This window comes from Agrobacterium sp. O3.4 (assembly GCF_041414895.1).
GTDB lineage: Bacteria > Pseudomonadota > Alphaproteobacteria > Rhizobiales > Rhizobiaceae > Agrobacterium > Agrobacterium cucumeris.
This window is the reverse complement of record NZ_JALPZP010000002.1, coordinates 192,164-218,568: the sequence shown is the minus strand read 5'-3', so window position 1 is coordinate 218,568 and position 26,405 is coordinate 192,164. Positions and strand designations below refer to the sequence as shown.

The following is a 26,405-nucleotide window of genomic DNA, read 5'->3' as shown; positions in this document are numbered from 1 at the left end:
TTAGTCGGCGATAAGCCGGAAATCAAAATGAAACTGGCACAGTCCGTGCTGGAAATATGGCCAGCATGCGCATGCATGCTGTAAAGCTGCATGACAGATTTTCGCCCCTCATAATGGCAGATAATGCCGTTCGTCAAGGGTATTCCATATGATTGACCTTCTCCTCAGCCCAGATTAAGGTCAAAAAATCTGTAAGACAGCTTTACAGATATAGCAACACTTAAAAGCCAGTGGAGGAAAAAGTGAGTGTGACGCGCAGGGAGCATGATTTGCTCGGAACGAAGGAAATTCCGGCTGATGTCTATTGGGGTGTGCACACCGCACGCGCGGTAGAAAACTTTCAGATCACCGGGGTGACCATCGGCCACAACCTCTATCTCGTGCGGGGATTAGCCTATGTGAAGGAGGCGGCGGCGCGCGCAAATCACGAACTCGGTCTGCTCGATACCGAGCGAATGGAAGCAATCGCTGCGGCCTGCCGCGAAATCCGCGCCGGCGCGCTGCACGAGCAATTCGTGGTGGATGAAATCCAGGGCGGAGCCGGCACCTCCACCAACATGAATGCCAATGAGGTCATCGCCAACCGGGCGCTTGAACTGCTCGGCCACCAAAAAGGCGATTATGCCCGCCTTCACCCCAATGATCATGTCAATCTCAGCCAGTCCACCAACGACGCCTATCCGACGGCGGTCAATATCGGCCTGATTGAATCAATCGACGATCTGGCGGTCTCCATGGGCGTGCTGAAGGACGCTTTTGACCGCAAGGCGCAGGAATTTGCCGGCTTCATCAAGATCGGGCGCACGCAATTGCAGGACGCCGTGCCGATGACGCTCGGCCAGGAATTCCGCACTTTCGTGGTGATGCTGGGTGAAGATCAGGCCCGCCTGATCGAATCCGCGGCCCTGCTGCACGAGATCAATCTTGGCGCCACCGCCATCGGCACCGGCCTTAATGCGCCGCGCGGTTATGCGGCGCTTGCCTGCCAGCATCTGGCAGCGCTGACCGGACGGCCGCTGGTGACCGCGGTAGACCTTATTGAAGCGACACAGGACCCCGGCGCATTCGTGCATCTGTCCGGCGTGTTGAAACGCGTGGCCGTCAAGCTGTCGAAAACCTGCAACGACCTTCGCCTGCTCTCCTCCGGTCCGCGCGCCGGTATCGGCGAAATTACCCTGCCGTCGGTTCAGGCGGGTTCCAGCATCATGCCGGGCAAGATCAATCCGGTCATTCCCGAAGTCGTCAATCAGGTCGCCTATGCGGTCATCGGCAACGATATCACCATCACCATGGCCGCCGAAGCCGGGCAGCTGCAGCTGAACGCCTTCGAACCAATCATCGTGCGTGCCCTTTCCCAGAGCATCAGCCAGCTCAGCGCCGCCTGCCGGACACTGGCGGAACGCTGCGTTGACGGCATCGTCGCCAACCCCACCATCATGGCGCAGCGTGTGGAAGAATCGATCGGCCTTGCCACCGCACTCAATCCGCTGATCGGCTACTACGCGGCAACGGAAGTGGCCAAGGAGGCGCTCGCCAGTGGCCGCACCGTGCCGCAGGTGGTTCTGGAACGCGGATATCTGACGGAAGCGCAATTGCAGCAGGCGCTGAGCCCGCGGCACCTTGCCAACCTGCCGGCACTTACGGTTGACGAGCCCGATCTTCTCCAATGATCGTCGTCACCACCTGCTTCACCTGCCCAAGGTGAAGCTCCATCGCCTCGCGCGCCTCGGGTGCTGAACCCCGCCGGATCGCCTCAACGATCCGGCGGTGCTCGTAATTCGACGCAACGCGACGGCCCGCCATCAGATTGACCATCTCGGATTGCTGGGACACAGCCTCGCGGGCGTCAGCGACCACCTTGGCAAAGAGAGCATTGGCGGAAGCTTCCGCGATGGCGCAGTGGAACTGCCCGTCCAGCAACACCCAGGGGTGCGGCCTTTCTTCGGCGTCCATCCGGTCGCAGAGGTGCAGCAAAACCTGCAACTGGGCATCCGTGCGCCTGAGCGCCGCCCAGCCGGCCGCCGGCACTTCAATGAAGGGGCGGGCCTCGATCAGATCGCGGGCGGAATAAGCGCCGTAATTCAGTTCGGAAGGCGGCGTTGGCGTCATTACATATGTGCCGCTTCCAGTGCGGGTCTGCGTCAGCCCCAAAGTCTGGAGAGATCGCAACGCCTCGCGAATGATCGGCCGGCTGACGCCGTATCTTTGTGCCAGATGCGCCTCGGACGGCAGCCGCGTGCCGACCGCGATCTGCCCCGAAGTAATCGCTGAGCGGATATCTTCAAACACCGCTTCCGCGGCATTCTTGCGATTGATCGGCTGTGCATCCGCAAGCCAATCCGACAACCCGCCCATCTTTAAACCCTCCGCACCCTCAATATGCCTGCCATCCAGCATGAAAGGACGGCGGCCGCTCACGCGGCTAAGCCGACCTTCCTAACACTATCCGGCCGGATGGAACAACGACGGCGGATATTTTTATCGGAGGAAAGGAAGCGGCGGCCGCTTCCCTTCAGTATCACACCTTCACTTCCTGTCCCTCCGGCTCGTCATCCTCACGCGGAATGCGAAACCAGGCGACATAAAGCGCCGGCAGGAAAAGCAGCGTCAGCGCCGTGCCGACCACGATGCCGCCCATCATCGCATAGGCCATCGGCCCCCAGAAAATCTCCCGCGATATGGGAATGAGGGCAAGGGTGGCCGCCGCCGCCGTCAGCATGATCGGCCGCATGCGGTGCTCGGTCGCCTCGACTACCGCGCGCCAAGCCGAGACGCCCTCGCTTCTCAGATGCTCGATCTGGACGACGAGGATGACGGAGTTGCGGATCAGGATGCCGATCAGCGCCAGCACGCCGAGAATGGCGACGAAGCCCATCGGCGCATTGGAGAGAAGCAACGCCACCACCACGCCAATCAATGCGGTCGGCGCCACGGCGAAGACCAGGAACAGCCGGCTGAAGCTTTGCAGCTGCAGCATCAGGATGGTCGCCATCGCAAACAGCATCAGCGGTACCACGGCAATGATCGGCGCTTGCGAATCCGCACTCGATTCCACCGAACCACCCGTTTCCAGCTTGTAGCCGACGGGAAGTGTTTTCTGGAACGCCTCGATCTTCGGCTTCAACTGCTCGACGATCGTTGCGGGCTGCGTCGGGCCGATAATGGCAGCCTTGACCGTGATCGTCGGGATCCTGTCGCGGCGCCAGATGGTCGGCTGTTCCAGCTCGTAGCGGAAATTGGCGATGGCCGACAGCGGCACGGCCTTGCCGTTGGTCGCCGGCAATTGCAGGTTCTGCAATGTCTCGATGGAGCCGCGCTCCGACATCTGCGCCCGCGCCACCACATTGACGAGATAGATATCGTCCCTGACCTGCGTGACCGTAGACCCTTCGACAATACTGTTCATGGCATTGGCGATGTCTTCCGACGAGACGCCAAGCTGGCGGGCCTTGTCCTGCAGAACGTCAACCTTGACCACACGCGTCGGCTCGTTCCAGTCCATGACCATGTTGGACAGCAGCTGATGTTCGCCGACGATACCCGACAATTGTTGTCCAAGCTCACGGACCTTCTGGATATCGGGACCGCTCAGGCGATATTGTACCGGTTTCCCGACCGGCGGGCCGATATCAAGCAATTTCACGAAGGCATCGGTGCCGGTGAAGGTCCGGTTCAGGTAATCCTGCAACTCGGCACGCACCTTGTCACGCACATCGAGCCCCTTGGTGACGATGACCGTCTGGCCGAAAGTCACATCAGGCGTCTGCACATCGAAAGACAGGATGAAACGTGGCGCGCCTTCGCCGACATAGGTCGTCCAGTGATCGATATCCGTATTCTTGGCCAGCATCTCCTGTTCGAACTGCGCCATCTGCCGGTTGGTTTCGGCAATCGAACTGTTCTGCGGCAGGTTCCAGTCGACAATCAGTTCCACGCGGTCGGATGACGGGAAGAACTGCTGCTGAACGAGGCTCATGCCTCCGACGGAAAGACCGAACAGCGCAATGGTCAAGATGATCGTCACCCAGCGCCAGCGCAGCGCCCGGCCAAGAAGCCAGGAAAAGCCGGAGGCGAAACGGCCCTTCTTTTCATGGTGCGATTTCATCGTCTTTGGCAGGATCGTCACGCCGAGCAGCGGCGTGAACAGGACCGCGACGATCCACGACACGATCAGCGAAACCGCAATCACCACGAAGAGCGTAAAGGTGAACTCACCCGCCGCGCTGTTGTTGAGACCGACGGGAATGAAGCCGGCGACGGTGACCAGCGTGCCCGTCAGCATGGGGAAGGCAGTCGAGGTGTAAACATAGGTCGCCGCCTTTCTGAGATCATCGCCGACCTCCAGACGCGCGACCATCATCTCGACGGCAATCATCGCGTCATCGACAAGCAGCCCAAGCGCAATGATGAGGGCGCCAAGCGAGATGCGTTGCAGCGAAATGCCGGTATATTCCATGTAAACGAAGGTGATCGCCAGCACGAGCGGGATGGAGACGGCAACCACCATGCCCGCCCTGAGGCCAAGGCTGATGAAGCTGATGACGAGAACGATGGCGATCGCTTCGAAGAGCGCCGAAGTAAAGCCCGATACCGCCCCGTCAACCACGGCCGGCTGATCGGATACCCGGTGCAGATCGACGCCGATTGGCAGGTCCGCGACGATGCGCTTCATCTGCGCATCCAGCGCCTCGCCGAAATGCACGAGGTTCGCACCGGTTTTCATGCCTATGGCAAGACCGATGGCCGGCTGGCCGTTAAAGCGGAACAGCGAAGATGGCGGATCGACATAACCGCGCCGGATCGTCGCCACTTCCGTCAGCGGGAAGAACCGGTTGTTGACGCGCAGGTTGATGGACCGCAGGCTGTCTTCCGAGGTGAACTGGCCGCTGACCCGCAACGCCACACGCTCAGGTCCGGCATTAACGAAACCAGACTGGGTAACGGCATTCTGGGACTGCAGCGTCTTGATGATCGACTGCTGATCGATGCCGAGCGCCGCGATCTGCCGGGTGGAAAATTCCAGATAGATTGCCTCGTCCTGCGCGCCGATGACATCGACCTTGCCGATATTGTCGACGGTCAGAACTTTTGCGCGGGCATCTTCCACCAGATCGCGCAATTGCCGCTGGCTGAGGCCATCGCTGGTGAAAGCGTAGATATTACCATAGACATCGCCGAAACGGTCGTTGAAGAAAGGACCGACGACGCCCGAGGGGAACTCGCCCTTGATATCGCCGATCATGTTGCGCACCCGCACCCATGTCGGTTCAACGTTCCTGGCCTTGGTTTCCGGCACCAGCTCCACGAAGATCGTGGTGCGGCCGGCCACCGTCTGGCTGCGCAGATGGTCGAGATTGTCGAGTTCCTCGAGTTTCTTCTCGATCCTGTCGGTCACCTGCCGGGCCACGTCTTCTGCCGAGGCACCGGGCCATTGCGCACTGATCACCATCGTCTTGATGGTGAAGTTCGGATCTTCCTCACGGCCAAGGTTAAGATAGGAGAAAACGCCGGCGAGAACGAACACCACCATGAAGTACCAGACGAGCGAACGGTGTTCGAGCGCCCAGTCGGAAAGATTGAATTTCTTCACTGACGGACCTCCTGATCGATCCTGATGGCTTGTCCATCCTTAAGCTTGTGAACGCCGGCGCTGGCAACACGCTCGCCGGGCTTGACGCCGCCGGTAATGCGCACGCTGCCGCCGTCAACCGGCTCGCCCGCTATCGTAACCGGGCGCAGCGTCACCGTTGCCGTATCGGCATTGACGATCCAGACGCCCCATCCATTGTCGGTTTTCAGCAGGGCTGATGCGGGAAGCGCAATCTGCGGTTCGGATGCGGCAAGCGCCGAGGCCGTGACGACGGAGCCCAGCCGGAAGGCCGCGGGCGCATCCTGCAGGCTGATCTTCGTGCGGCGCGTGCGCGTCGCCGTTTCGGCCTCGGGAGCAATCTCGCGCACCACACCCGTGGTGCGGATTTTCGGATCGAGCTGCAGGGCGATATCGAAGGTCGAGCCGATCTCCAGCCACTGCGCCGCAAATTGCGGAACATCCACCACCACATCACGCACTTCCGGGCGGGCGATCGTCACGACCGTCTGACCGGCCGAAACGACCTGGCCGATTTCGCCCGATGTGGCGGTGACCACGCCGTCAAATTCCGCACGCAGCTGCGCATAACCCAGCTGCTCTTCGGCCTTGTCCAGATTGGCGCGGGCCTTGGCGACGGAAGCATTGGCGGTGCGGGTGGCCTGCTCGGCCTCTTCCAGTGCCGCTTCCGTGCCGCTGCGGGCTTCCGCCAGCACGCGCTGGCGCTGCTCGGTCGTCACTGCATTGGACAGCTGCGCTTCCGCATTGGAGAGGTCGGATTGCGCGCTCTTCACCGCAAGCTCAAGCGCGAGCGGATCGATTGACGCCACCACGTCGCCCTTCTTCACCAGATCGGCCACATCGACATTGCGGGCGATAATGCGCCCGAGCACACGAAAACCGAGATCGGTCTGAATGCGCGATTCCACCGTGCCGGTGAGCCGCAGCGCATCGGGCGACTTCTCCTCCACCACAACGGAGAGTACCGGGCGCGGTGCCTCCGCGGCGGCTTCCTGCTTTTCCTGGCAGGACGAGACCGCGATTGCCGCAACGAGCAAAAACAAGCTTCTGTTTATCCTGAACATTATTGTGCCTGCCCCTTTTCATAGGCGACCTTTTCACCGGCCCGCAGAAATTTAGTCCCGACGGTGACGACGATATCGCCGGGGTTGAGCCCATCCGCGACGACGAATTGGCCGGTCTCGTAGTCGGCGATGGCGATCCGGCGCATGGCGATTTCCGATGATTGCGGATCGACAACCCAGACGGCGGGAAGGCCGTTCTGCGATGTCATCGCCGACCATGGAAGCTCGATGGCATCGACTTGTTTGAAGCGGAAATGGCCGGATACGGGCGCGCCGAGTGGCATGGTCAGATCGCCGTTGAGGCCAACCTTGACCCTGATCGTCCCATTGTCCGGATCGATCGTCGGTGAAATCTCCCGCACCGGTGCCGCAACCGTGCGGGACGGATCCGACAGGAGGCTGACATTGACGAGATTGTCGATATCGCGCTCGAGGAACAGCGATTCGTAGACATCGAAAACCGCATCGCGCGGCCCGTCATGCGCCAGCGTGAAAACAAGTTGCGCAGCCTGCGCCACCTGGCCAACCTCGACATTACGTGCCGTGATCACTCCGTCAGCATCGGCCCTGAGTTCGGTATAGGAAAGCGCATCGCGGGCCGTATCGAGCTGCGCCTGCGCCGATCTCACCGCGCCCTGCGTGGTGAGCAAGGTTTCCTGGGCCTTGTCGACCGCTGAACGCGAAGTGACCTGTGTCTTGAACAGGCTCTGCTGGCGGTCGAACGTCAGTTGCGCCTGCGTCTGCTGCGCTTCGGCCGATTGCAGGTTGGCGAGCGCGACATCGATGTCGGCCTTCTGCTCTTCGGGATCGATGCGGGCGAGCAGTTGCCCGGTCGTCACCCGCGCGCCCACATCCACAAGCCGCTCGGTGATCTTGCCGCTGACCCGGAAGGACAGGTCCGTCTGAACCCTCGCCCTCACTTCGCCGGTGATAACGCTGCCGCGATCTACCGGCTTTTTCACCGCCGTGACCACGTCGACGGTCCGCAGTGGCTTTTCGGCCGGCGGCTCTTCATTGCTGCAGGACGACAGGGCAAAAACACCGCCAACCGCAAGCGCGATAAGAATGGTTTTCATGGTGACCTCTTGATCTTCGCCCCATCCTATAATATTTGACTGACTGAATAGTCAATGAAATTCTTATGCCGCCAATCCGGGAACCGTTCGGGCTTAACGCCGGGCTCCCGGATGATTATCGAAGATTTACCCGGGCGTTCTTGGGAGACACCGGGAATAAGGCTGAAAGAATGAACCACGCACCACCTGCAAAAATCGATTCCGGTTTTTGCGCCGGTGCGATAGGCAGGCCACCAATGACGTCCGCCGCTCACGACGGATAGAAGGGCACGCGCCGAAAATACCTGAGGAGCCGGGGTCATGACGAAAACAAAACTGACACGTGCAGAACAGAAGATACAACGTCCGTTGCAAATTCTCGATGCCGCATTTGAGGAATTCACCAAAAGGGGATTTACGGCGACGCGGGTCGAGGACATTGCCGACCGGGTGGGGGTGACGAAGGGGACGGTCTATGTCTATTTCGAAACCAAGGAAGCCCTGTTTGCCGCGATGATTGAGCATGTCGGCCGGCCTTTTCAGGAGGCTTTCAAAGCCTATGCCCGTACCTCCGACGACCCCGTCGACGAGCTTCACCTGCTGCTCGAATTCCTGTTCGAAACCCTTGTCGATGACAGGCGAATGCGGGAACTGTTCCGCTTCGTCGTTGCGGAGGGCGCGAAGTTTCCTGATCTCATCGACCACCACCATGATGTTCTGATGGCGCCAGTGTTGGGACGCATCAATATGATCCTCGATGAGGGCGTGGCGAAAGAGAGGTTCAGGGCCAATCCGCCCGAACTCGCCAAGGTCGTCATGTCACCCATGGTCGGCACCTTGGTGTTCCGGCTGATTTTCGATGATCGGCGCAGTCTGGACAGGCAGGCCGTTCTGAAAGTTCATCTCGACCTGCTTATGCGCGGACTGCTGGCATAACCCCCGGCAGCCTGCTTTCAGCTAATGCCACCAATGCAGACATATTTGAGTTCGGTATATTCCTCGATACCGTGGTGAGACCCTTCCCGTCCGAGCCCCGACATCTTGACCCCGCCGAACGGCGCTTCCGCAGTGGAAATCGCCCCCGTATTGACGCCGACCATGCCGTATTCCAGCGCCTCGGCAACCCGGAAGACGCGCGAGAGATCACGCGCATAAAAATAGGAGGCAAGGCCGAAATCGGTATTGTTGGCCTGCGCGATCACATCCGCTTCATCCTCAAAACGGAAGAGCGGGGCAAGCGGCCCGAAAGTTTCCTCACGCGCTACCTGCATGCCGGCATCGACATTGCGCAGGATCGTCGGCTCGAAAAAATTGCCGCCCAGCGCGTGTCTTTTGCCGCCTGTGGCGATCTCGGCGCCTTTCGAAAGCGCGTCGGCAATATGTGCTTCCACCTTGGCAACGGCGTTGCCATCGATAAGCGGACCGAGAATGCTTGCTTCCTCCAGCCCGTTACCGACTTTCAACTGCGAGACGGCGTGTGCGAATTTTTCAGCGAAGGCCTCATACACGCCGCCCTGCACATAAAGACGGTTGGCGCAGACGCAGGTCTGGCCATTATTGCGGAACTTCGCAAGGATAGCGCCTTCTACGGCGGCATCGAGATCCGCATCGTCAAAAACGATGAAGGGCGCATTACCACCAAGCTCCAGCCCCAGTTTCTTGATGGTCGGCGCGCATTGTCTGTAAAGGTATTCTCCCGTGCGGGTAGAGCCTGTGAAGGTCAGAAGACGGATATCCGGGCTTGCCGTAAGCACCCCGCCTATTTCAGCAGCAGGACCGGTCACGATGCTGAAAAGTTCGAGCGGCAGGCCGGCGCGCTCGGCGAGAATGGCAAGTGCTATGGCCGAAAACGGCGTCTGCGGCGCAGGTTTCAACACCACCGCGCAGCCGGCGGCCAGCGCCGGGCCGACTTTACGGGTAATCATGGCATTGGGAAAATTCCACGGCGTAATGGCCGCAACCACGCCAACCGGCTGGCGCAGGACCAGAATGCGCTTGTCCGGCTGATGGCCGGGCACCGTTTCGCCATTGATGCGGCGTGCCTCTTCGGCAAACCATTCGATGAAGCTCGCGCCGTAGGCGATTTCGCCTTTGGCCTCAGTAAGCGGCTTTCCCTGTTCCAGCGTCAGGATCATGCCGAGATCGTCGCGGTTTTCCATGACGAGCCGGTGCCACGTCTTGAGAATAGTCGCACGCTCACCGGCGGTGCGGCGCGCCCATGCCTTCTGGGCAATCACGGCGGCAGCGATAGCCTCCTGCGTTTCCGCTGCGCCGAGTTCGGGAACCTGCCCGACGATCTCCCCCGTCGCGGGGTTATGAATGGTCGCGGTTTCGCGGCCATCGCAGCCGATCCAGCGGCCAGCCACAGGCACTTTTTCACCCAGAAGTGTGGGATCATTCAGATGCATGGGCAAATCCCTCAACAGAAAACCTGAGCCGACGCTGGATCGAAGGCGAGATGCACGAGATCGCCCCGGTTAAGACCGGAAATCGCTTCGTGGCCGAAGGGCAGACGGACCGCAAGCGGTTCACCGGAACCGGTATGGGCAACCACGTGGACGTTGTTGCCAAGGAAGGTGATGTCGCTGACCGTTGCCTGAAAACCGGCGGAGGACCCCGGCCGGTTGCGGCTGAGCTGCAGGCGCTCCGGCCTTAGCATCAACGCCGCCTTCTTGCCCAGCGCGGCCTCGCCATGCATCGGAATATGATCGAAGACGATATCCCGGCCCAGTGAAACCGTTGCCTTGCCACCCGATGCGGCGAGGAGATCGCAGGCGATAAAATCACTGTCGCCGATGAATTCGGCCACGAAGCGGGTGGTGGGGTGGGCATAAAGCTCCGGCCCCGTACCAATCTGGTCGATCACCCCTTTCGAAAACACGGCGATCCGATCGGAAAGACGCAAGGCCTCTTCCTGATCGTGGGTGACGTAAAGGATCGTCACTTCCGTCTGCTGGTGGATGCGGCGAATTTCGAACTGGATTTCTTCGCGCAGCTTCTTGTCGAGCGCCGAAAGCGGCTCATCCATCAGAAGTACCGGCGGATCATAGGCAAGTGCGCGCGCCAGCGCCACGCGCTGCTGCTGGCCACCGGACATCTGCGCGGGCTTCCTGTCCTCGAAACCTTCGAGGCGGACAAGCCGCAGCATTTCCTTCACCTTGGCATCGATTTCCGCCTTGCTTTTGCGGCGGACCTTCAGCGGGAAGGCGATGTTCTCCCCGACCGACAGATGCGGAAACAGGGTGTAGCGCTGGAAGACCATGCCGATATTACGCTTGTGCGACGGAGTGGACAGCAGGCTCTCGCCGTTCAGCAGGATGTCGCCCGCGGTCGGCTGCTCGAAGCCGGCCAGAATATAAAGCGTCGTGCTCTTGCCCGAGCCGGACGGCCCGAGAAATGTCATGAACTCGCCCGGCTGCACGTCGAGATTGACGTCCTGAACGGCGACGACCGGCCCATATTGTTTGCGGATGCCGCGAATTTGCAGGAGCGGTTTGGTCATGTTTTCAGTCCTTTTCGCACAGCCGCGACAAGCAGCATGAGAATGATGGTCACCGCGATGAGAAGCGTGGAGGCAGCGGCGATGACAGGCGTCAGATCCTGACGCAGCGTCGCCCAGATTTTCACCGGCAGCGTCTGCAATGTCGGGCTTGCCATGAAGATCGCCAGCACCACCTCATCCCAGGAGGTGAGGAAGGAAAAGATCGCCGCCGAAAACAGGCCGTGACTAATGGCGGGCAGCGTGATGCGGATTTTCGCCTGTAACGGAGTTGCACCGCACAGCACCGCCGCATCCTCGATCGATTTGTCGAAACCTTCCAACGCACCGGTCAGCGCCAGAATGGAGAAGGGCAGCGCCACGACGAGATGAGCGATGACGAAACCGGTCGTGGTGCCCGCAAGGCCGAACTTCAGGAAAAAAGCGTAAAGCGCCACCGCCAGCACCACGACGGGCAGGATCATCGGCGTCATGAACAGCGCCCGCAAAGTGCCGCGCCCGATGAAACGGCCGCGCACCAGCCCGAAGGAGGCGACAAGACCGATGAGCACGGACAGCACGGTTACCATCAGCGCGATGCGCAGGCTCGTCCAGGCAGCATCCAGCCATCTCGGGTCTGCGAAGAAATCCGCATACCATTTCAGCGTCCAGCCGGGCGGCGGAAAGATCAGCCATTGTGACGAACCGAAGGACAAAGCGGCGATGAAGATGATCGGGAGGATCAGAAATGCCGAGGTCAGCACGGTGATGAGGAGGAGCAGCCATTTCCAGAGGCCGAGGCTGTTATAGTTCAAAAGCATGTCAGCGCCCCCCTGCCCCGGCCGCGCCGAAGAATTTGAGCTGCACGGCGTAGAGAGTGAGCGTCACCACCAGAAGCACCAGCGCAGCGGCCCCGCCCATGCCCCAGTTGACGAGCGACTGGACGAATTGCGCGATGAGTTCGGCCAGCATCATGTTTGCCGTGCCGCCAAGGAGCGCGGGGGTGACGAAATAACCGAGCGACATGACGAAGACCATCAGCGCGCCAGAGATCATGCCGGGTGCGGCAAGTGGAATGAGAATACGGGTCAGCGCCTGCCAGCGGGTTGCCCCACACAGCGAAGCCGCCTGCAGAATGGCCGGGTCGATCTTGCGAATGACGCCGTAGAGCGGAATGATGATGAAGGGCAGCATGATATAGGTCATGCCGATGGTAACCCCGGTGAGATTGTTGACCAGCGGCAGAGGCTGATCGATGATGCCAAGGCTCATCAGCGTCTTGTTCACCACACCCGTGCGCTGCAACAGCACCATCCAGGCATAGGTGCGCGCCAGAAGATTGGTCCACATCGAGAGCAGCAGGATAGCGAAAACGATGGAGGCAAGCCGCGCCGGCATGATGGCAAGCGCCCAGGCGACGGGAAAACCGATCACTAGCGAGACCACCGTTACCAGCGCCGACACCACGAAGGTGTTGAAGAAGATCTTCAGATAGGTGGAGCTGCCCAGCAGTGCCGCATAGTTGCCAAGGCCGAAGTCGGTAACGCTGCGCGACAGCAGGATCAGAACCGGCACGACGAAGAACAGGACAAGCAGAACCAGCGCCGGCAGGGTGGCGGCAAAATTGCCGGGCCGAAAGGGCATTCGAGCTCTCACCTTCGTGCTGACTGTTTCATCGGTTAGCGAGACCATGTCCAAACCTCCCCGGACGTGGAAAATCGCGCGGGCGCTTCGCTGCCCGCGCCGTTATCTTATTTCGCCTGCCAGGCGTACCAGCGCTCGCCGATTTCATCGCGATGCTGTGCCCAGTAGCTCATATCGGCATCGACCTGGCTCGCGGTCTGCTGGTCCGGCAGGGTTTTTGCCGTTTCCGGATCCATCAGCTTGGCGGATTCGATATTAACAGGGGCGTAACCGGTCGCGGTCGCCATATCCGCCTGCGCCTGCGCAGAGGTGGCGAGTGCGATGAACTTCATCGCCGCGTCCCTGTTCTTCGTTCCCTTGGGCACGACGAGGGAATCCGCTGCGGTGATGTTCTGTTCCCAAGAGGTCTCCACCTTCACGCCGCTCTTCTCAAGCGCCGTCATGCGGCCGTTCCAGACGCTGCCGAAGGGCGCTTCCGCCGATGCGATCAGCTGCTGCGACTGCGCGCCGCCCGACCACCAGATGATATCGGATTTGATCGTATCGAGTTTCTTGAAAGCGCGATCGAGGTCAAGCGGATAAAGCTTGTCGGCGGCCACACCATCGGCCAGAAGGGCAGCTTCGATCACGCCCGGTGCGGACCACTTGTAGAAGGTGCGCTTGCCGGGAAACTTTGCCGTGTCGAACAGATCGGCCCAGCTTTTCGGGCAGGCGGCCACGGCATCGACATTGCAGCCGATGACGAAGGAATAATAAAAGCTGCCGACGGAATAATCCGTCACGAAACGCGGATCGAGTTTCGTCTTGTCGATGACGCTGAAATCCAGCTTTTCAAGCAGACCCTTGGGCCCAGCCTGCGCGGCATAGTCGCCTTCGACATCGACCACATCCCATGTCACGCCGTTTGCCTCAACCATGGCCTTCAGCTTGCCATAGTCGGTCGGGCCATCCTGAAGCACATTGATGCCGCTCGACACCATGAATTTTTCGGCCCAGGCCGCCTTCTGGGCGTCCTGCGTGGTTCCTCCCCAGCTGGAAAAGACCAGATCATTCGCCTGTGCGGCTGCACCGAGGGCGAAAAGTGCTGCACATGTCGTCAATACCAGTTTCGATCTCATGTTCCCTTACTCCGTTTTAGAGCTTGTCGTTGGCATGCACGTCGCGGCCAGTGGCTTTCACACAAGCGGAGAAAAACGCGCCGGCTTCATGATCTTGTTTTCGGCGACTTCGATGAGGTCGCGAATTTTCGGCAGAAACGATAACCAGCGCGGATCGGCCATCAGCTTTGCGCGCCGCTCCTCCCGGTCATCAAGGCTTGCAAAAGCCCAGATATGGACAATTTCGTTGATCGGGCCGATCTCGGAAAAGAAGTAACCCACCAGTTCGCCGAGGTGGCTTTTCTGGATTGCGATACCCTCTTCCTCCACGACCTTGAGATAGGCCGGGATGGCGCCGTTCTTCAGCCTGTAGGTGCGGATCTCGTAAAACATCGGCTCACCGCATCACGAAAGGATCAGGGATCGGGTCATCGGAGGTACGCAGCCATATGGTCTTGGTACGCGTGTAATCGAGCGCCGCCGCAAGCCCGCCTTCGCGTCCATCACCCGAGAGGCCAAAGCCACCGAAGGGCGCGATCGGTGAGACCGCGCGATAGGTGTTCACCCAGACGATGCCGGCACGGATCACCTTCATCAGCCGATGGGCGCGTGTCAGGTTCTGCGTGAAAACGCCGGAGGCGAGGCCGTAGACGGTATCATTGGCAAGCGCGATGGCTTCGGCCTCGGTCTCAAAGGAAACGACCGAAAGAACGGGACCGAAAAATTCCTTTTCCATGGAAGGCGAACGGATGCCATCACAATCAAGAATGGTCGGCCTATAGAAATAGCCGTCACCATCCAGAGGCTCACCACCGGTAACCACTTTCGCACCGGCATCCACGGAAGCGGAAACCAGTGAGACGATGTGCTTGCGCTGGCGCTCCGTCGCCAATGGCCCCACTTCCGTCGCCATCTCCAGCGGCGAACCGATGCGAATCGCCTCAGCCTTCGCAGCCAGAATCTGGAGGAAACGGTCCTTGACGCTTTTTTCGATAATCAGCCGCGAGCCAGCGACACAGCTTTGGCCGGTCGCGGCAAAAATGCCCGCCACCTGCGCATTGGCGGCGCTCTCAAGATCGGCATCGGCGAAAACAAGGATGGGCGACTTGCCGCCGAGTTCCAGCGATGTCGAGGCAAGGTTTTCAGCCGAATTACGCACGATGTGACGCGCCGTTTCCGGCCCGCCGGTAAAGGCGATGTGCGCCACCTTCGGATGTGTAGTGAGCGCGGTGCCGCAGGACGCACCGAAACCGGTGACGATATTAACGGCGCCAGCCGGAAAACCGGCCTCATGCACCAGCCGGGCAAATTCCAGCAGTGGCGCGGGTCCATCTTCTGAGGCCTTGACGACAATGGTGCAGCCGGCGGCAAGCGCCGGGCCGATCTTGACGGCGGCGAGAAACAGCTGGCTGTTCCACGGCACAATGGCTGCTACCACGCCAACCGGCTCGCGCCGCAGCCAGACATCCATATCTGGCTTGTCGATCGGCAGATAAGCGCCCTCGATCTTGTCGGCGAGCCCGGCATAATAGCGGTAATAATCCGCGACATAGGCGATCTGCGCGGAGGTTTCGCGGATGATCTTGCCGGTATCGCGGGTTTCGAGCTCGGCCAGCGTCTTTGCATTTTCCGCAACCAGATCGGCCAGCCGGTAAAGCAGCTTGCCGCGCTGCGTCGCCGTCAGCTTCGACCAGGCCACATCCTCATAAAGCGCCCGGTGCGCGGCATTGACGGCGCGGCCGATATCCGCTTCCCGGCTTTCCGGCATTTCGGCCCATGCCGTGCCGGTTGCCGGATCAAGGCTTGAAAAGCTGGCCTCGCCATCCTCGAAACGTCCGTCGATATAGCACTGAAAACGGCGCATCACTTACTCCTTGAAAGCCGGCATGACATCGGAAAGGAAACGCTCCAGTGAGGCTTTCTTCCGCTCGAAGCTCATGCCGGTGTCGATCCAGAAGGAATATTCGTCGTACCCCATGGCCTCATAGGCTTTAAGCCGGGTAATGACTTCATCGGCATCGCCGACGACATTGTTCTTGCGCATGACATTGCCGGAAAGCATGGCGTTTCCAGCAATATCCTCCGGCGCAATGCGCTCGATGAGGCCCTGATGAACCGGCTTCTCGTTTTTGAACCAGGCGAAGAAGTAATTGTAATAAACGCTCATTTCATGCGCCGCCTGGGCGATATCGGCTGCATCGGAACCCACATAGGTGTGGCGCAGCAGCATGATTTTCGGCCGCTGTTTTTCGGGGTTTTTGGCGCACGCATCGTTGAAGCGGCCCATCAGGGTTTCCACCTCGTCATCGCCCTGCCACAGCGGTGTCACCTGCACGTTGCAATCATTGGCGACGGCGAATTCATGCGAATTCGGATCACGCGCCGCCACCCAGATCGGCGGAAAGGGTTGCTGCAATGGCTTCGGGGCCGACGTGGTGGCCGGAAATTGGAAGAACTCGCCGTCATGGGCATAGTCGCCCGCCCAGACGCCTTTAACGGCCGGGATCAGCTCGCGCATGCGCTGGCCGGCACCCCAGGCGTCGAGGCCGGGAAGCAGCCGTTCATATTCAAAGGAATAGGCACCGCGGGCAATGCCGATATCAAGGCGGCCATCGCAGATGAGATCCGTCATCGCCGCTTCACCCGCCAGTTTGATCGGATGCCAGAAGGGCGCGATGACCGTGCCGGTGCCGAGACGTGCCGTCTTCGTGCGGCGCGCAAGATCGGCAATCGTTACGAAGGGGTTCGGGGCAATGGTAAAATCCATGCCGTGATGTTCGCCGGTCCAGATGGCATGCATGCCGCCACGGTCGGCGATTTCGCAAAGGGTGACGAACTCTTCATAAAGCGTCTTGTGATCCTGCGAGGCGTCCAGCCGTTCCATGTGGACGAAGAGCGAAAATTTCATGGGTTTGCCCCCTTCATGGAAATGGGATGGACCTTGCCGGCGGTCTCGTTGCCGACATAGACACCGAAATTGCCGATGGAACTTTCCAGCGCAAAACGATTGACGATATCCGCTGTCGCGGCGGAATCGAATTTTGTGGAGCCAAGCGCACTCGGCAACAGGAAACGACCCTGTTCCGGTGCGTCGTCACCCTCGGCAAGCGCGTGGTAGACGATATGCTGGCGTCCATCCGCCTTGTTTTCATAAACGGAGTAGAGAAAGCCCGTCCTGACGGAGAGGCCCGTCAACTCCTCAAGGCGCGATGTCAGCGCCACGACGGGATCACCGCCTGCGACGACGCAGCCGGGCAGCGACAGCACGTCATCACCAACGAGGTAAATCTCGCCGCGCCGCTCCAGCACCGCGCCAACCGTAATTTCGCCCTCGGCTGCCGCCGAGACCGCCTTGGCGGCCAGCATCGGCGTGAAATAACCGCCACGCGCATAGCCCAGACCGTTCAGGCCGCTATTGTCGAAAGCACCAATGCGACCGAGCAGGATGACATGGTCGCCCGCCTCGATAACCTCCTGCATCGTGCACTCAAACCAGGCCGCAACCTCAGCGAAGACTGGCGATCCCTGCGGTGCATCCGACCAGGCGGCGGCGGCAAAACGATCCTCCACCGGGCGGGCGAAGGTGTTGGACAGGTCCTTCTGGTTTTCCGACAGAATGTTGACGGCGAAGTTTTTCGCGCCGGTCATCGTCGCGAAATTGCGCGAGGTGCGTGCGAGGCAGATCAACAGCAGCGGCGGATCGAGCGAAACGGAAGTGAAAGAATTTGCGGTGAAGCCAACCGGCTTTCCCGCGTCATCCCGCGTGGTCACGATCGTTACTCCCGTCACGAAAGCGCCGAATGCGTCGCGCAAGGCGCGCGGGTCAAGGTTTGCAACAGTCATTGCGGCTCCTCCTCAATAGCCAGCCATTCGGCCATCAGTGCATTGACAGTTTCAGGTGCGGTCAGATTGACCATATGCCGGTGCGCATCAACGATGCGAGCGTAACCACGCGGCGTGATTGCCGCCATCTGCTCGGCCATCTGCGGCGTCGAATTCGGATCATCAGAACCAGTCAGGAAAAGCGCGGGGCAAGCGACCGAAGGCCAGCGATCCGCATAGGTCTCATCCCCGCCCGCAAAGGCCGTGTAGGCAACTGCGTAACCTTCCGGGTCGACCATTTCCAGCCAACCGCGTGTCAGTTCCCGCGCATGCTGGCTCTTGGCGTCATCGCCGAACCAGCGCAACAGTGGACCTTCCTTGTCCACGCCCTCGGTGCGAATTGCCGCCGCACGGGCAAGCACCGCTGCTTTTGCCACCGGATCACGGCGATAGACGCCGTTCAGGTAACCGACGCGCGCAATCCGATCTCCGAAGGTTGCTGCCGCTCCGCCGGAAATCAATGCGCCCATGGAATGGCCGGCAACATTGGCGCGTGCGATCCGCATATCGTCAAGAAAACGGCCGAACCAGCCGACAAAATCCGTAAGCGTGCTGCCCGCGGCCAAACGTGCGCTGCCGCCATGGCCCGGCATATCGACCGCAATGACACGGTGCGTCCGGGAAAAAACTTCGATCTGCGGCTCCCATGCTTCAAGCCGCATGCCGACGCCGTGGATGAGGATCAGATCCTCACCCGCACCGGCTTCGAAATAAGCCGCCCCGCCCTCGGTCGTCTTGCGAGGGAGCGCGGCAGCACCTGCCTTTGCAACATTGACCCTTGAGGTGGTGGCGGCCTCCTGCATTGACGTCGCCCTCAAACGCCGGCCGGGTTGGCGACATCCTGACCGAGATCCTGCAGATCCTGGTAACGGTCGCCAATACGGTGATGGGGCCGGCCGCCAACCGAAGCGCCGAGTGCGACGACGATCTCATCGGCAGCCGGGGCATCGGGAATGGCGGTCTGAATGGTCAGATAATGCGAACGGCGGCCTTCATCATTCTTGTCCATCAGCGGGATCATGATCGGTGCATTGCCCGGACCACGGGTGTTACAGAAGGCCAGGTAAGATTTCGCGCCAACCGCTTGGCGATAGTGATTGCCAAACCGCAACGTGTGGATGAGCGCGGACGCATGTTCGATCTCACCATCCAGCCCGACGACCGCCGCCTTGCCATAGGCCTCCACAGCTTCGCCCGAGCCGACGGCATCAAGGATCATCTTCGTCAGCAACTCGCCAAGCACGGGCGCACCGGCATGGATTTCCGGCTTCAGGTTTTCCACGAAGCCTTTTCCCGCCCAGGGATTTTTCACGACCGCAATCGCGCTGAACAGCTTCAAGGGCGTAGCGGCAGCCTTGCCTCCCTCAATCAACGTCGTTTCGACCTGCAGCAGGGTCTTGCGGATCTGGATGGACATGGGCGTTCTCTCCGTAAATATGATGTCTTATGGTATGCCATAATACATTACTGTCAAGGGCCAGATGATTTTCGTTTTCAAAATCGAAAATCATTAATTTTAACAGTATGTTACACCTTAAAATTCCGCGATGCTTCCGTCATAGGCGAGCTCGTACAGACGCGTCATTTCGGCAATTGTGGGCACCCGGGGGTTATTGGCGGGCGTGCCAGACGCAAGGCCCTGACGCACCATTTCCGGCAACAGTTCGAGATAGCGGCTCCTGTCGATGCCGAACTCTTGCGGGGTCGGCACCTTCAGCCGCCTGTTCAGGCCGATGAAGGCCTCCACCAGCTTTGTGCCGGCAATCTGGTCGCTATCCGCCGCGCTGGCACAACCCAGGGCACGGGCGGCGGCGGCATAATGCGGCAAAGCGGAATTCAGCGAAAACTGCGTGACCAGTGGCAGTACCATCGCATTCGACATGCCATGCGGCACATGGAAAAAAGCACCGACCGGCCGGCTGAGACCATGGATCAGCGCAGTCGATGTGTTGGAAACGGCAAGCCCGGCATGGGTTGCGCCCAGCATCATCGCTTCGCGCGCATCCCGGTCATCAGGATTATCAGCCACTTTTTCAAGATTTGCGCCGATCAGCTTCAGCGCGGAAAGCGCCAGCGCTTCGGAATGGGCGTTGCCGTTACGGTTGACCAGCGCCTCCAGCGCGTGGGTCAATGCATCGATGCCTGTATCGACGGTGACGCGGTAGGGGCAGGTCAGCGTCAGCTCGTAGTCGATGATGGCGGCGACAGGCAAAGCGGCGGTGCCAAGGATCAGCATTTTTTCGCTTGCCACCGTATCGGTGACGACGGCGGCGCGGGTCACTTCCGATCCGGTGCCGGCGGTGGTGGGGATAGCAATCACCGGCATGGCGGCGAAATCCACGATCCGCGGCACCTTTAGGGTGCGCAACTCTTCGCCGCTGGTCGCGACGATGGCGCCTGCCTTTGCGGTATCCATGGCGCTGCCGCCACCGAGGGCGACAAGACCGTCATGACTACCATCGGAAATGCGCTTCACCAAAGCAGCGATCGATATGTCCGTCGGGTCTTCAACGACTTCGGAGAAAATGGCGCCGTCTATGCCTTCGCCTGAAAGCGCCTGCAAAAGCGCATCGGCATGGCCGAGCTTCTGCATCACGGGGTCACAGACGAGCAGAGGACGATTGACGCCGAGCGATTTCAGCATGGCCGGCAATCGGAAACGGCTACCGCCGCCGATCAGCATTTCGCGGGGCATCAGGACACGGTTTATCATTGCAGTTCTCCGCCACTCTCATTCTGCATTGTTCGGAAAGGCCGAAGGCCAGATGACCTGAAGCGGAATATCGTTATCCCGCTCAGGCCGAGACGAGCCTAATGCGCCAGGATTTTCGACAGGAAGGAGCGGGCACGCTCCGTCTTCGGATCGGTGAAGAAACTGTCGCCCTCACCGATTTCGACGATTTCGCCGCCATCCATGAAGACGATGCGGTCCGCCACCTTGCGGGCAAAACCCATCTCATGCGTCACCACCATCATCGTCATGCCCTCCTGCGCGAGCGAGACCATGACGTCGAGGACCTCGTTGATCATTTCCGGATCGAGCGCCGATGTCGGCTCATCGAACAGCATGGCGACCGGGTCCATCGCCAGCGCACGGGCAATGGCGACGCGCTGTTGCTGACCGCCCGACAACTGCCCGGGATATTTCCTGGCATGCGCCGTCAACCCCACCCGTTCGAGAAGGGCATTGGCCTTGGCAAGCGCTTCCGCCGGCGAACGGCCCAGAACCTTCTCCTGCCCGATGCAGAGATTTTCAAGGATCGTCATATGCGGGAAAAGTTCGAAATGCTGAAACACCATGCCCACCCTGGAGCGCAGTTTCGGCATATCGGTCTTAGGATCTGTCACCTCCACACCGTTGACCGTGATGACGCCGTTGCCAATCGTCTCCAGCGCATTGACGCATTTGATCAGGGTCGATTTTCCGGAACCGGAAGGCCCGCAGATCACGACGACTTCCCCCTTGGCGACATTCAGGCTGCAATTGGTCAGAACCTGAAAATTCGGGCCATACCATTTATTGACGGATTGTAGTTCGATCATGCTGATTGCTTGCGACATCGGACCGCTCCTTAATGCACGTCAGTCGACATGGGGCCATAGGCCTTGCCGAACCGCTTTTCGATCCGGCGCTGGATCAGTTCCCAGGCGGTCGTCATGGCGAGGTAATAAAGGGCTGCGACCATGAAGAGTTCGAGAACCAGGAACTTTTCCTGAATGAGCACCTGCGTGCGGCGCAGAAGCTCTTCCATGGAAATGATCGAAGCGATCGACGTCGTCTTGAGCACGCCGTTGACGGAATTGCCGAGCGGCGGAATGATGATGCGGAAAGCCTGCGGCGCAACGATGTACCGCATCACCTGCGCCTCGGTCATGCCGATGGCGCGGGCCGCATTGATCTGGCCCTTCGGAACCGCGGCAATGCCCGCCCGGACGATTTCCGACAGATAGGCCGCTTCACAGAGCGACAGGCCGATCAGCGTTGATTGCAGAACCGTCAGCTTGATGCCGATCTGCGGCAGACCGGTATAGATGATGATGAGCTGCACCAGAAGCGGGGTGCCGCGAAAGATCCAGGTGTAGAAATAGGCCGGCCCGGACAGGAACCGGTATTTCGACATGCGCATCACCGCAATAACGAAGCCCAGCGCCAGACCCGCCGTCATGGCGAAAACAGTGAGGCCGAGCGTCACCAACGCGCCCTCGAACAGATAATAATTCGTCAGATATTCGAAGAAACCTTCCCAGTTCCAACCCTTCACGTCTTTCTCCAATTCATGCGGGAACGGTCGCGGCGAGAGCTTTCCCGCCGCGATGACTATTCAGATGGATGGAATTCAGCCTTCCGGGCCGAGAACGGCGAGATCGCCCGGCGCAATGCTGACGCCATACCCGCCCATCAGCTTCTCGAGTGCACCATCGGCCTTCATCTCCTTCAGAGCGGCAGAAACGGCGTCGGCGACATCCTTGTTACCGAAGGAAAGCGAACCGGGTGTGGGATACATGCCGGAAAGCGCATGGGTGAATTCGCCACGATCCTGATATTGCTTGGCAACCGGATCGATCGATACCGCTGCCTGCACCTGGCCGGCGCGCAACGCCTGATAAACCGTCGCGTAATTGTCGAAGAGGTTGATCGTCATCGGCGCCAGACCGCGCTTCTTGAAGTCTTCGTTCAGTTCCTTGATCTTGCGTTCGGCATAACCGCCAATATCGGTGCTGACGGCCTTGCCGGCGAGATCATCGACCTTGGTGATGGGATCGGACGCGCCGACCGCCGTGGAAATGCTGATGGCGAGGTTTTCATAGGGGATCATGAACAGGATCTTGCGTCGCTCTGCCGTTACGAACAGGCCGGCATTGATCATGTCCCAGCGGCCACCCTGCAGGCCCGGCACCATGGTCGCATATTCGGTGCTGATATATTCCGGCTTCAGGCACAGACGCTTGGCGATTTCATAACCCAGCTCAATGCGCAGCCCTTTAAGGACGCCCTGCTGATCGGCATAGGCCATGGGCGGCAGGGTCGGGCTGGTGGCCATGACGAGATGACCGGGCTTGATGAGGTGATCGTCGGATATTTTCGGTGTGCAGTCCTGAGCAACAGCAGCACCGGCAAAAAGAGTGATGGCAACGCCCGCCAGAAAGGTTTTGGCGCGCACGGCTGTGCATTTCCGGGAAATCGGATTCCAGTTCATATTAAGCTCCGCTCTTTATATTATTTATTATGGCATACCATCACACCAAACGGTTTGCCCTGTCAAGAAGCGGCTAAGGATTTTTCTAAATTACTGAAAAACAACGATAAACATAATAATCGCAACCTTGCGGCTCCCGGCAGGGTAACCACAAGGGCGGGATAATCGGAGCACCGAAAACCGTCAGTCGGCGGTTTTTTGCGCCGTCAGAACGGCTTCGGCGATGGCGCAGGCGCTTGTGACATGGTCGAGCGCGGCCTTGTAGGCAGCGTCACCGTCACCCTTTCGGATGGCCTCAACGATCTTTTCCATCTGCGCCGGACCGTCAGTGTCGCGGCTTTTCGTCTTGATGGTCATGGAGCGCAGATGGTTGATCCGAACCGTCAGCAGATTGACGACGCCCCAGGCGACATGCCGGTCGATCTTGCTGAACAAGGTCTGGTAAAAGGATGAGGTATGTGCCAGCACGCCCGGCATATCCTTCGCGAGATAACTTTCACGGATGTGCCTGAGCGAAACCTCCAGCGCCTCGACGATGGCGGGATCGCGGCGTTCGGCGCAAAGGCGTGCCGCCATTCCCTCCAGCGCACCGCGAATTTCGTAAATCTGCTTGGCCTCATCCAAATCGAGCAGCGCGACCATGGGCCCCTTGTTGGGCAAATTCGCCACCAGCCCCTCGGATTCCAGATGCCGCAGGACCTCGCGCACAATGGTGCGGGAAACGCCGAGCTGGGCGCAGAGATCACGCTCCACCAGACGGTCTCCCGGGCGGAAATAACCATTCACGATGGCATCCCGCACCTTGTCGAGCGCAAGTTCCCTCAGCGTCTTCGTCGGACGCTCAACGCGAATGGCAGTTCCCTGCAAAGCACCGGTCATGGTATCACCTCGTTTGGCACATTCCGCTTCGGCTCGCCGCACGCCAAAGCAGGTTCTGGCTCTTGATATTATGGCGTACCAACTTATTTAGCCGCGCATCATCTTTATGGCAACAGCAGACCGTGCGGCAGGACAGCCTGCCGCGGCACCGGGAAACCTTATCCCATTCTTTCCGAGGCATAGGAGCCGGGACCGGGCGGAAACACCACGGTTCGGCTGCCGTTCAGGAATACCCGCCGGTGGATGTGGGCGTGAATGGCCCGGGCCAGCACCTGTGCTTCCACATCGCGGCCAAGCGACACGTAATCCTCCGCACTCTGGGCGTGGGTGATGCGCACGATATCCTGCTCGATGATCGGGCCTTCATCCAGATCCGCAGTCACATAATGCGCCGTCGCGCCGATCAGCTTCACACCGCGCTGATAGGCCTGTTTATAGGGGTTGGCGCCCTTGAAGGATGGCAGGAAGGAGTGGTGGATATTGATGATCTTTCCCGACATCGCCGCGCACATCCTGTCGGATAGCACCTGCATGTAACGGGCGAGCACGATGAGCTCCGTTCCGGTGCTTTCAGCGATCTCCATGATCCGGGCTTCGGCCTGCGGCTTGTTTTCTTTCGTTACCGGAATGTGGTGGAAGGGAATGTCGTGGTTGACGACGACCTTCTGGTATTCGAAGTGGTTGGAGACCACGCCGACAATATTGATCGGCAGGGCGCCGATGCGCCAGCGATACAGCAGATCGTTGAGGCAATGGCCGAAGCGCGACACCATCAAAAGAACCTTCATCCGTTCGGACTGGTCGTGCAGCGCCACCTCCATGCCGAACTTTTCCGAGATCGGTGCAAGCCCGGCCATAAGCTCGTCGCGTTTTGCTCCCTCCTCCGAAATGAAACCCACACGCATGAAGAAGCGACCTGTGCCCAGATCATCGAACTGCGAACTGTCGATGATGTTGCAGCCCTTGTCAGCCAGAAAGCCTGAAAGGGCGGCGACGATGCCACGGGTGGACTTGCATGTTACGGTCAGGACGAAATTCGTCATCTGGCGTTCTCTCTGTCATCAATAAGGGAAAAACCCGCGCCGTTTGACGAGCGCGGGAAGAGCCGCAAGGGCGGCGGGGAAAACCGGGTCAAACGTCGAGCGTGGTCTGATGCTCCCAGGCGGTGAACTGCGAGCAATAGCTGTTCCACTCACCCTGCTTCAGCTTGAGATAGGCCTTCGAGAATTCAACGCCCAGCGCCTGCTGCAATTCCGCATCCTTCTCATATTCGCGCAGCGCATCGAGAAGATTGAGCGGCAGCTTCGGAGCATCCGTGACCTTGTGGCCCTCGCGATACATGTCGATGTCGTGATGCGGACCGGGATCGGCCTTTGAACGGACGCCGGAGAGGCCGGCGGCGATGATGATGGCCTGCAGCAGATAGGGGTTCACAGCGCCATCCGGCAGGCGCAGTTCAAACCGCCCCGGCCCCGGTACGCGCACCATATGCGTGCGGTTATTACCGGTCCATGTCACCGTGTTTGGCGCCCAGGTAGCACCCGAAATGGTGCGCGGCGCGTTGATGCGCTTGTAGGAATTGACCGTCGGATTGGTAACCGCCGCAAGAGCCGACGCATGTTTCATGATGCCACCGAGAAAGGTCTTGCCCTTGGCAGAAAGCCCGAAAGGCATTGCCTTGTCGGCAAAGGCATTGATCTTGCCGTCGAGATCCCAGACCGAAATATGGGCATGGCAGCCGTTGCCGGTTAGCCCCTTGAAAGGCTTCGGCATGAAGGTGGCGCGCAGCCCGTGCTTTTCGGCGACGGATTTGACCATGAACTTGAAGAAGGAATGCTTGTCGGCGGTCTGCAGCGCGTCATCATATTCCCAGTTCATCTCGAACTGGCCATTCGCGTCCTCATGGTCGTTCTGGTAGGGCTTCCAGCCCAGTTCCAGCATGTAATCGCAAATCTCGGCGATCACATCGTAACGGCGCATAACAGCCTGCTGGTCGTAGCACGGCTTTTCCGCCGTATCGTATTCGTCGGAGATTTTCGCCCCGTCAGGCGAAATCAGGAAAAATTCCGGCTCAACGCCGGTCTTGACCCGCAGCCCCTCGCTTGCCGCTTCCGCGATGAGTTTTTTCAGAACCACGCGTGGCGCCTGTTCCACTGGCTGGTCTTCCATGACGCAATCGGCAGCGACCCAGGCGACATCCCTTTTCCACGGAAGCTGGATGACCGACGAGGCATCGGGTACGGCAAAAAGATCGGGATGAGCCGGCGTCAGATCGAACCATGTGGCAAAACCGGCAAAACCCGCCCCGCCCTTCTGCATATCGGCAATGGCTTCCGCAGGAACCAGTTTGGCGCGCTGGCCGCCGAAGAGATCGGTATAACTGATCATGAAATATTTGATGCCCTTTTCGGCAGCAAATTTGGAGAGGTCCAGTGTCACGTCATTCCCCTTTTTTTGGTATCAGACACTTCATTGAAAAAAGACGGGCACATCCTCCCAA

At 59.6% G+C, this 26,405-nt stretch carries 24 protein-coding genes; 2 read left to right on the top strand and 22 right to left on the bottom strand.

The annotated features are described in order from the left end of the window. Nucleotides 1-242: 242 nt before the first annotated feature. On the top strand, nucleotides 243-1,670 hold the full coding sequence (locus M0412_RS13695) for an aspartate ammonia-lyase (protein ID WP_269698968.1): 1,428 nt from the start codon (nucleotides 243-245) through the stop codon (nucleotides 1,668-1,670). Here the strand turns inward: M0412_RS13695 and M0412_RS13690 are convergent. The 4 genes from M0412_RS13690 to M0412_RS13675 all read right to left on the bottom strand — a co-directional run bounded on the left by M0412_RS13690 (nucleotide 1,639) and on the right by M0412_RS13675 (nucleotide 7,748). Then, nucleotides 1,639-2,355: a FadR/GntR family transcriptional regulator gene (locus tag M0412_RS13690; RefSeq protein WP_142841591.1), complete on the bottom strand. Its 717-nt coding sequence runs from the start codon at nucleotides 2,353-2,355 to the stop codon at nucleotides 1,639-1,641. The genes M0412_RS13695 and M0412_RS13690 overlap by 32 nt on opposite strands. 163 nt (nucleotides 2,356-2,518) lie before the next feature. Further along, complete coding sequence (locus tag M0412_RS13685) at nucleotides 2,519-5,590, bottom strand: efflux RND transporter permease subunit (RefSeq protein ID WP_269698967.1); 3,072 nt, start codon at nucleotides 5,588-5,590, stop codon at nucleotides 2,519-2,521. Continuing rightward, nucleotides 5,587-6,672 (bottom strand): efflux RND transporter periplasmic adaptor subunit, encoded by a 1,086-nt coding sequence (locus M0412_RS13680; protein WP_269698966.1) that lies wholly within the window; start codon nucleotides 6,670-6,672, stop codon nucleotides 5,587-5,589. The genes M0412_RS13685 and M0412_RS13680 overlap by 4 nt, the downstream gene beginning before the upstream one ends. Continuing rightward, on the bottom strand, nucleotides 6,672-7,748 hold the full coding sequence (locus tag M0412_RS13675; RefSeq protein WP_142841594.1) for an efflux RND transporter periplasmic adaptor subunit: 1,077 nt from the start codon (nucleotides 7,746-7,748) through the stop codon (nucleotides 6,672-6,674). Before M0412_RS13675 ends, M0412_RS13680 begins: the two co-directional genes overlap by 1 nt. A gap of 300 nt (nucleotides 7,749-8,048) precedes the next feature. Between M0412_RS13675 and M0412_RS13670 the strand changes: the two genes are divergently transcribed. Beyond that, on the top strand, nucleotides 8,049-8,663 hold the full coding sequence (locus M0412_RS13670; RefSeq protein ID WP_142841595.1) for a TetR/AcrR family transcriptional regulator: 615 nt from the start codon (nucleotides 8,049-8,051) through the stop codon (nucleotides 8,661-8,663). A gap of 17 nt (nucleotides 8,664-8,680) precedes the next feature. Here the strand turns inward: M0412_RS13670 and M0412_RS13665 are convergent, their stop codons facing one another. From M0412_RS13665 to glnT, 18 genes are all read right to left on the bottom strand, one after another. Further along, a complete protein-coding gene (locus tag M0412_RS13665) occupies nucleotides 8,681-10,135 on the bottom strand; it encodes an NAD-dependent succinate-semialdehyde dehydrogenase (protein WP_269698965.1) in 1,455 nt (484 codons plus the stop codon). Between the two features lie 11 nt (nucleotides 10,136-10,146). Further along, entirely contained in the window at nucleotides 10,147-11,229 is a 1,083-nt protein-coding gene (locus tag M0412_RS13660; RefSeq protein ID WP_269698964.1) for an ABC transporter ATP-binding protein, read from the bottom strand. Beyond that, the gene (locus M0412_RS13655) at nucleotides 11,226-12,026 is read right to left on the bottom strand and encodes an ABC transporter permease (RefSeq protein WP_052819411.1); all 801 of its coding nucleotides are present in this window, start codon (nucleotides 12,024-12,026) and stop codon (nucleotides 11,226-11,228) included. The genes M0412_RS13660 and M0412_RS13655 overlap by 4 nt, the downstream gene beginning before the upstream one ends. Before the next feature lies 1 nt (nucleotide 12,027). Continuing rightward, the gene (locus tag M0412_RS13650; RefSeq protein WP_269698963.1) at nucleotides 12,028-12,849 is read right to left on the bottom strand and encodes an ABC transporter permease; all 822 of its coding nucleotides are present in this window, start codon (nucleotides 12,847-12,849) and stop codon (nucleotides 12,028-12,030) included. A gap of 107 nt (nucleotides 12,850-12,956) precedes the next feature. Next, entirely contained in the window at nucleotides 12,957-13,967 is a 1,011-nt protein-coding gene (locus tag M0412_RS13645; protein WP_142841600.1) for an ABC transporter substrate-binding protein, read from the bottom strand. Between the two features lie 57 nt (nucleotides 13,968-14,024). Then, nucleotides 14,025-14,339, bottom strand: a complete 315-nt coding sequence (locus tag M0412_RS13640) for an NIPSNAP family protein (RefSeq protein WP_269698962.1) — start codon at nucleotides 14,337-14,339, stop codon at nucleotides 14,025-14,027. A 4-nt stretch (nucleotides 14,340-14,343) separates the two neighbouring features. Then, the gene (locus M0412_RS13635) at nucleotides 14,344-15,810 is read right to left on the bottom strand and encodes an aldehyde dehydrogenase (RefSeq protein WP_269698961.1); all 1,467 of its coding nucleotides are present in this window, start codon (nucleotides 15,808-15,810) and stop codon (nucleotides 14,344-14,346) included. A 3-nt stretch (nucleotides 15,811-15,813) separates the two neighbouring features. Next, nucleotides 15,814-16,854, bottom strand: coding sequence for an LLM class flavin-dependent oxidoreductase (locus M0412_RS13630; RefSeq protein ID WP_269698960.1), 1,041 nt, complete (start codon nucleotides 16,852-16,854; stop codon nucleotides 15,814-15,816). Continuing rightward, complete coding sequence (locus M0412_RS13625) at nucleotides 16,851-17,789, bottom strand: flavin reductase family protein (RefSeq protein WP_269698959.1); 939 nt, start codon at nucleotides 17,787-17,789, stop codon at nucleotides 16,851-16,853. Before M0412_RS13625 ends, M0412_RS13630 begins: the two co-directional genes overlap by 4 nt. After that, a complete protein-coding gene (locus M0412_RS13620) occupies nucleotides 17,786-18,631 on the bottom strand; it encodes an alpha/beta fold hydrolase (RefSeq protein ID WP_269698958.1) in 846 nt (281 codons plus the stop codon). Before M0412_RS13620 ends, M0412_RS13625 begins: the two co-directional genes overlap by 4 nt. Nucleotides 18,632-18,642: 11 nt before the next feature. After that, on the bottom strand, nucleotides 18,643-19,245 hold the full coding sequence (locus M0412_RS13615) for an amino acid synthesis family protein (RefSeq protein ID WP_006316014.1): 603 nt from the start codon (nucleotides 19,243-19,245) through the stop codon (nucleotides 18,643-18,645). Nucleotides 19,246-19,362: 117 nt separating this feature from the next. After that, nucleotides 19,363-20,541 (bottom strand): iron-containing alcohol dehydrogenase, encoded by a 1,179-nt coding sequence (locus M0412_RS13610; protein WP_269698957.1) that lies wholly within the window; start codon nucleotides 20,539-20,541, stop codon nucleotides 19,363-19,365. Nucleotides 20,542-20,639: 98 nt separating this feature from the next. After that, nucleotides 20,640-21,371: an amino acid ABC transporter ATP-binding protein gene (locus M0412_RS13605; protein WP_110758157.1), complete on the bottom strand. Its 732-nt coding sequence runs from the start codon at nucleotides 21,369-21,371 to the stop codon at nucleotides 20,640-20,642. A gap of 29 nt (nucleotides 21,372-21,400) precedes the next feature. Beyond that, nucleotides 21,401-22,090, bottom strand: a complete 690-nt coding sequence (locus M0412_RS13600; RefSeq protein WP_046799979.1) for an amino acid ABC transporter permease — start codon at nucleotides 22,088-22,090, stop codon at nucleotides 21,401-21,403. Between the two features lie 75 nt (nucleotides 22,091-22,165). Continuing rightward, nucleotides 22,166-23,026: a transporter substrate-binding domain-containing protein gene (locus tag M0412_RS13595; protein WP_065117328.1), complete on the bottom strand. Its 861-nt coding sequence runs from the start codon at nucleotides 23,024-23,026 to the stop codon at nucleotides 22,166-22,168. Between the two features lie 183 nt (nucleotides 23,027-23,209). Next, complete coding sequence (locus M0412_RS13590; RefSeq protein ID WP_065117327.1) at nucleotides 23,210-23,905, bottom strand: GntR family transcriptional regulator; 696 nt, start codon at nucleotides 23,903-23,905, stop codon at nucleotides 23,210-23,212. A 158-nt stretch (nucleotides 23,906-24,063) separates the two neighbouring features. Then, nucleotides 24,064-24,948 (bottom strand): formyltetrahydrofolate deformylase, encoded by an 885-nt coding sequence (gene purU, locus M0412_RS13585; RefSeq protein WP_269698956.1) that lies wholly within the window; start codon nucleotides 24,946-24,948, stop codon nucleotides 24,064-24,066. 88 nt (nucleotides 24,949-25,036) lie between these two features. Then, complete coding sequence (gene glnT / locus M0412_RS13580) at nucleotides 25,037-26,344, bottom strand: type III glutamate--ammonia ligase (RefSeq protein ID WP_065117325.1); 1,308 nt, start codon at nucleotides 26,342-26,344, stop codon at nucleotides 25,037-25,039. Nucleotides 26,345-26,405: the final 61 nt, after the last annotated feature.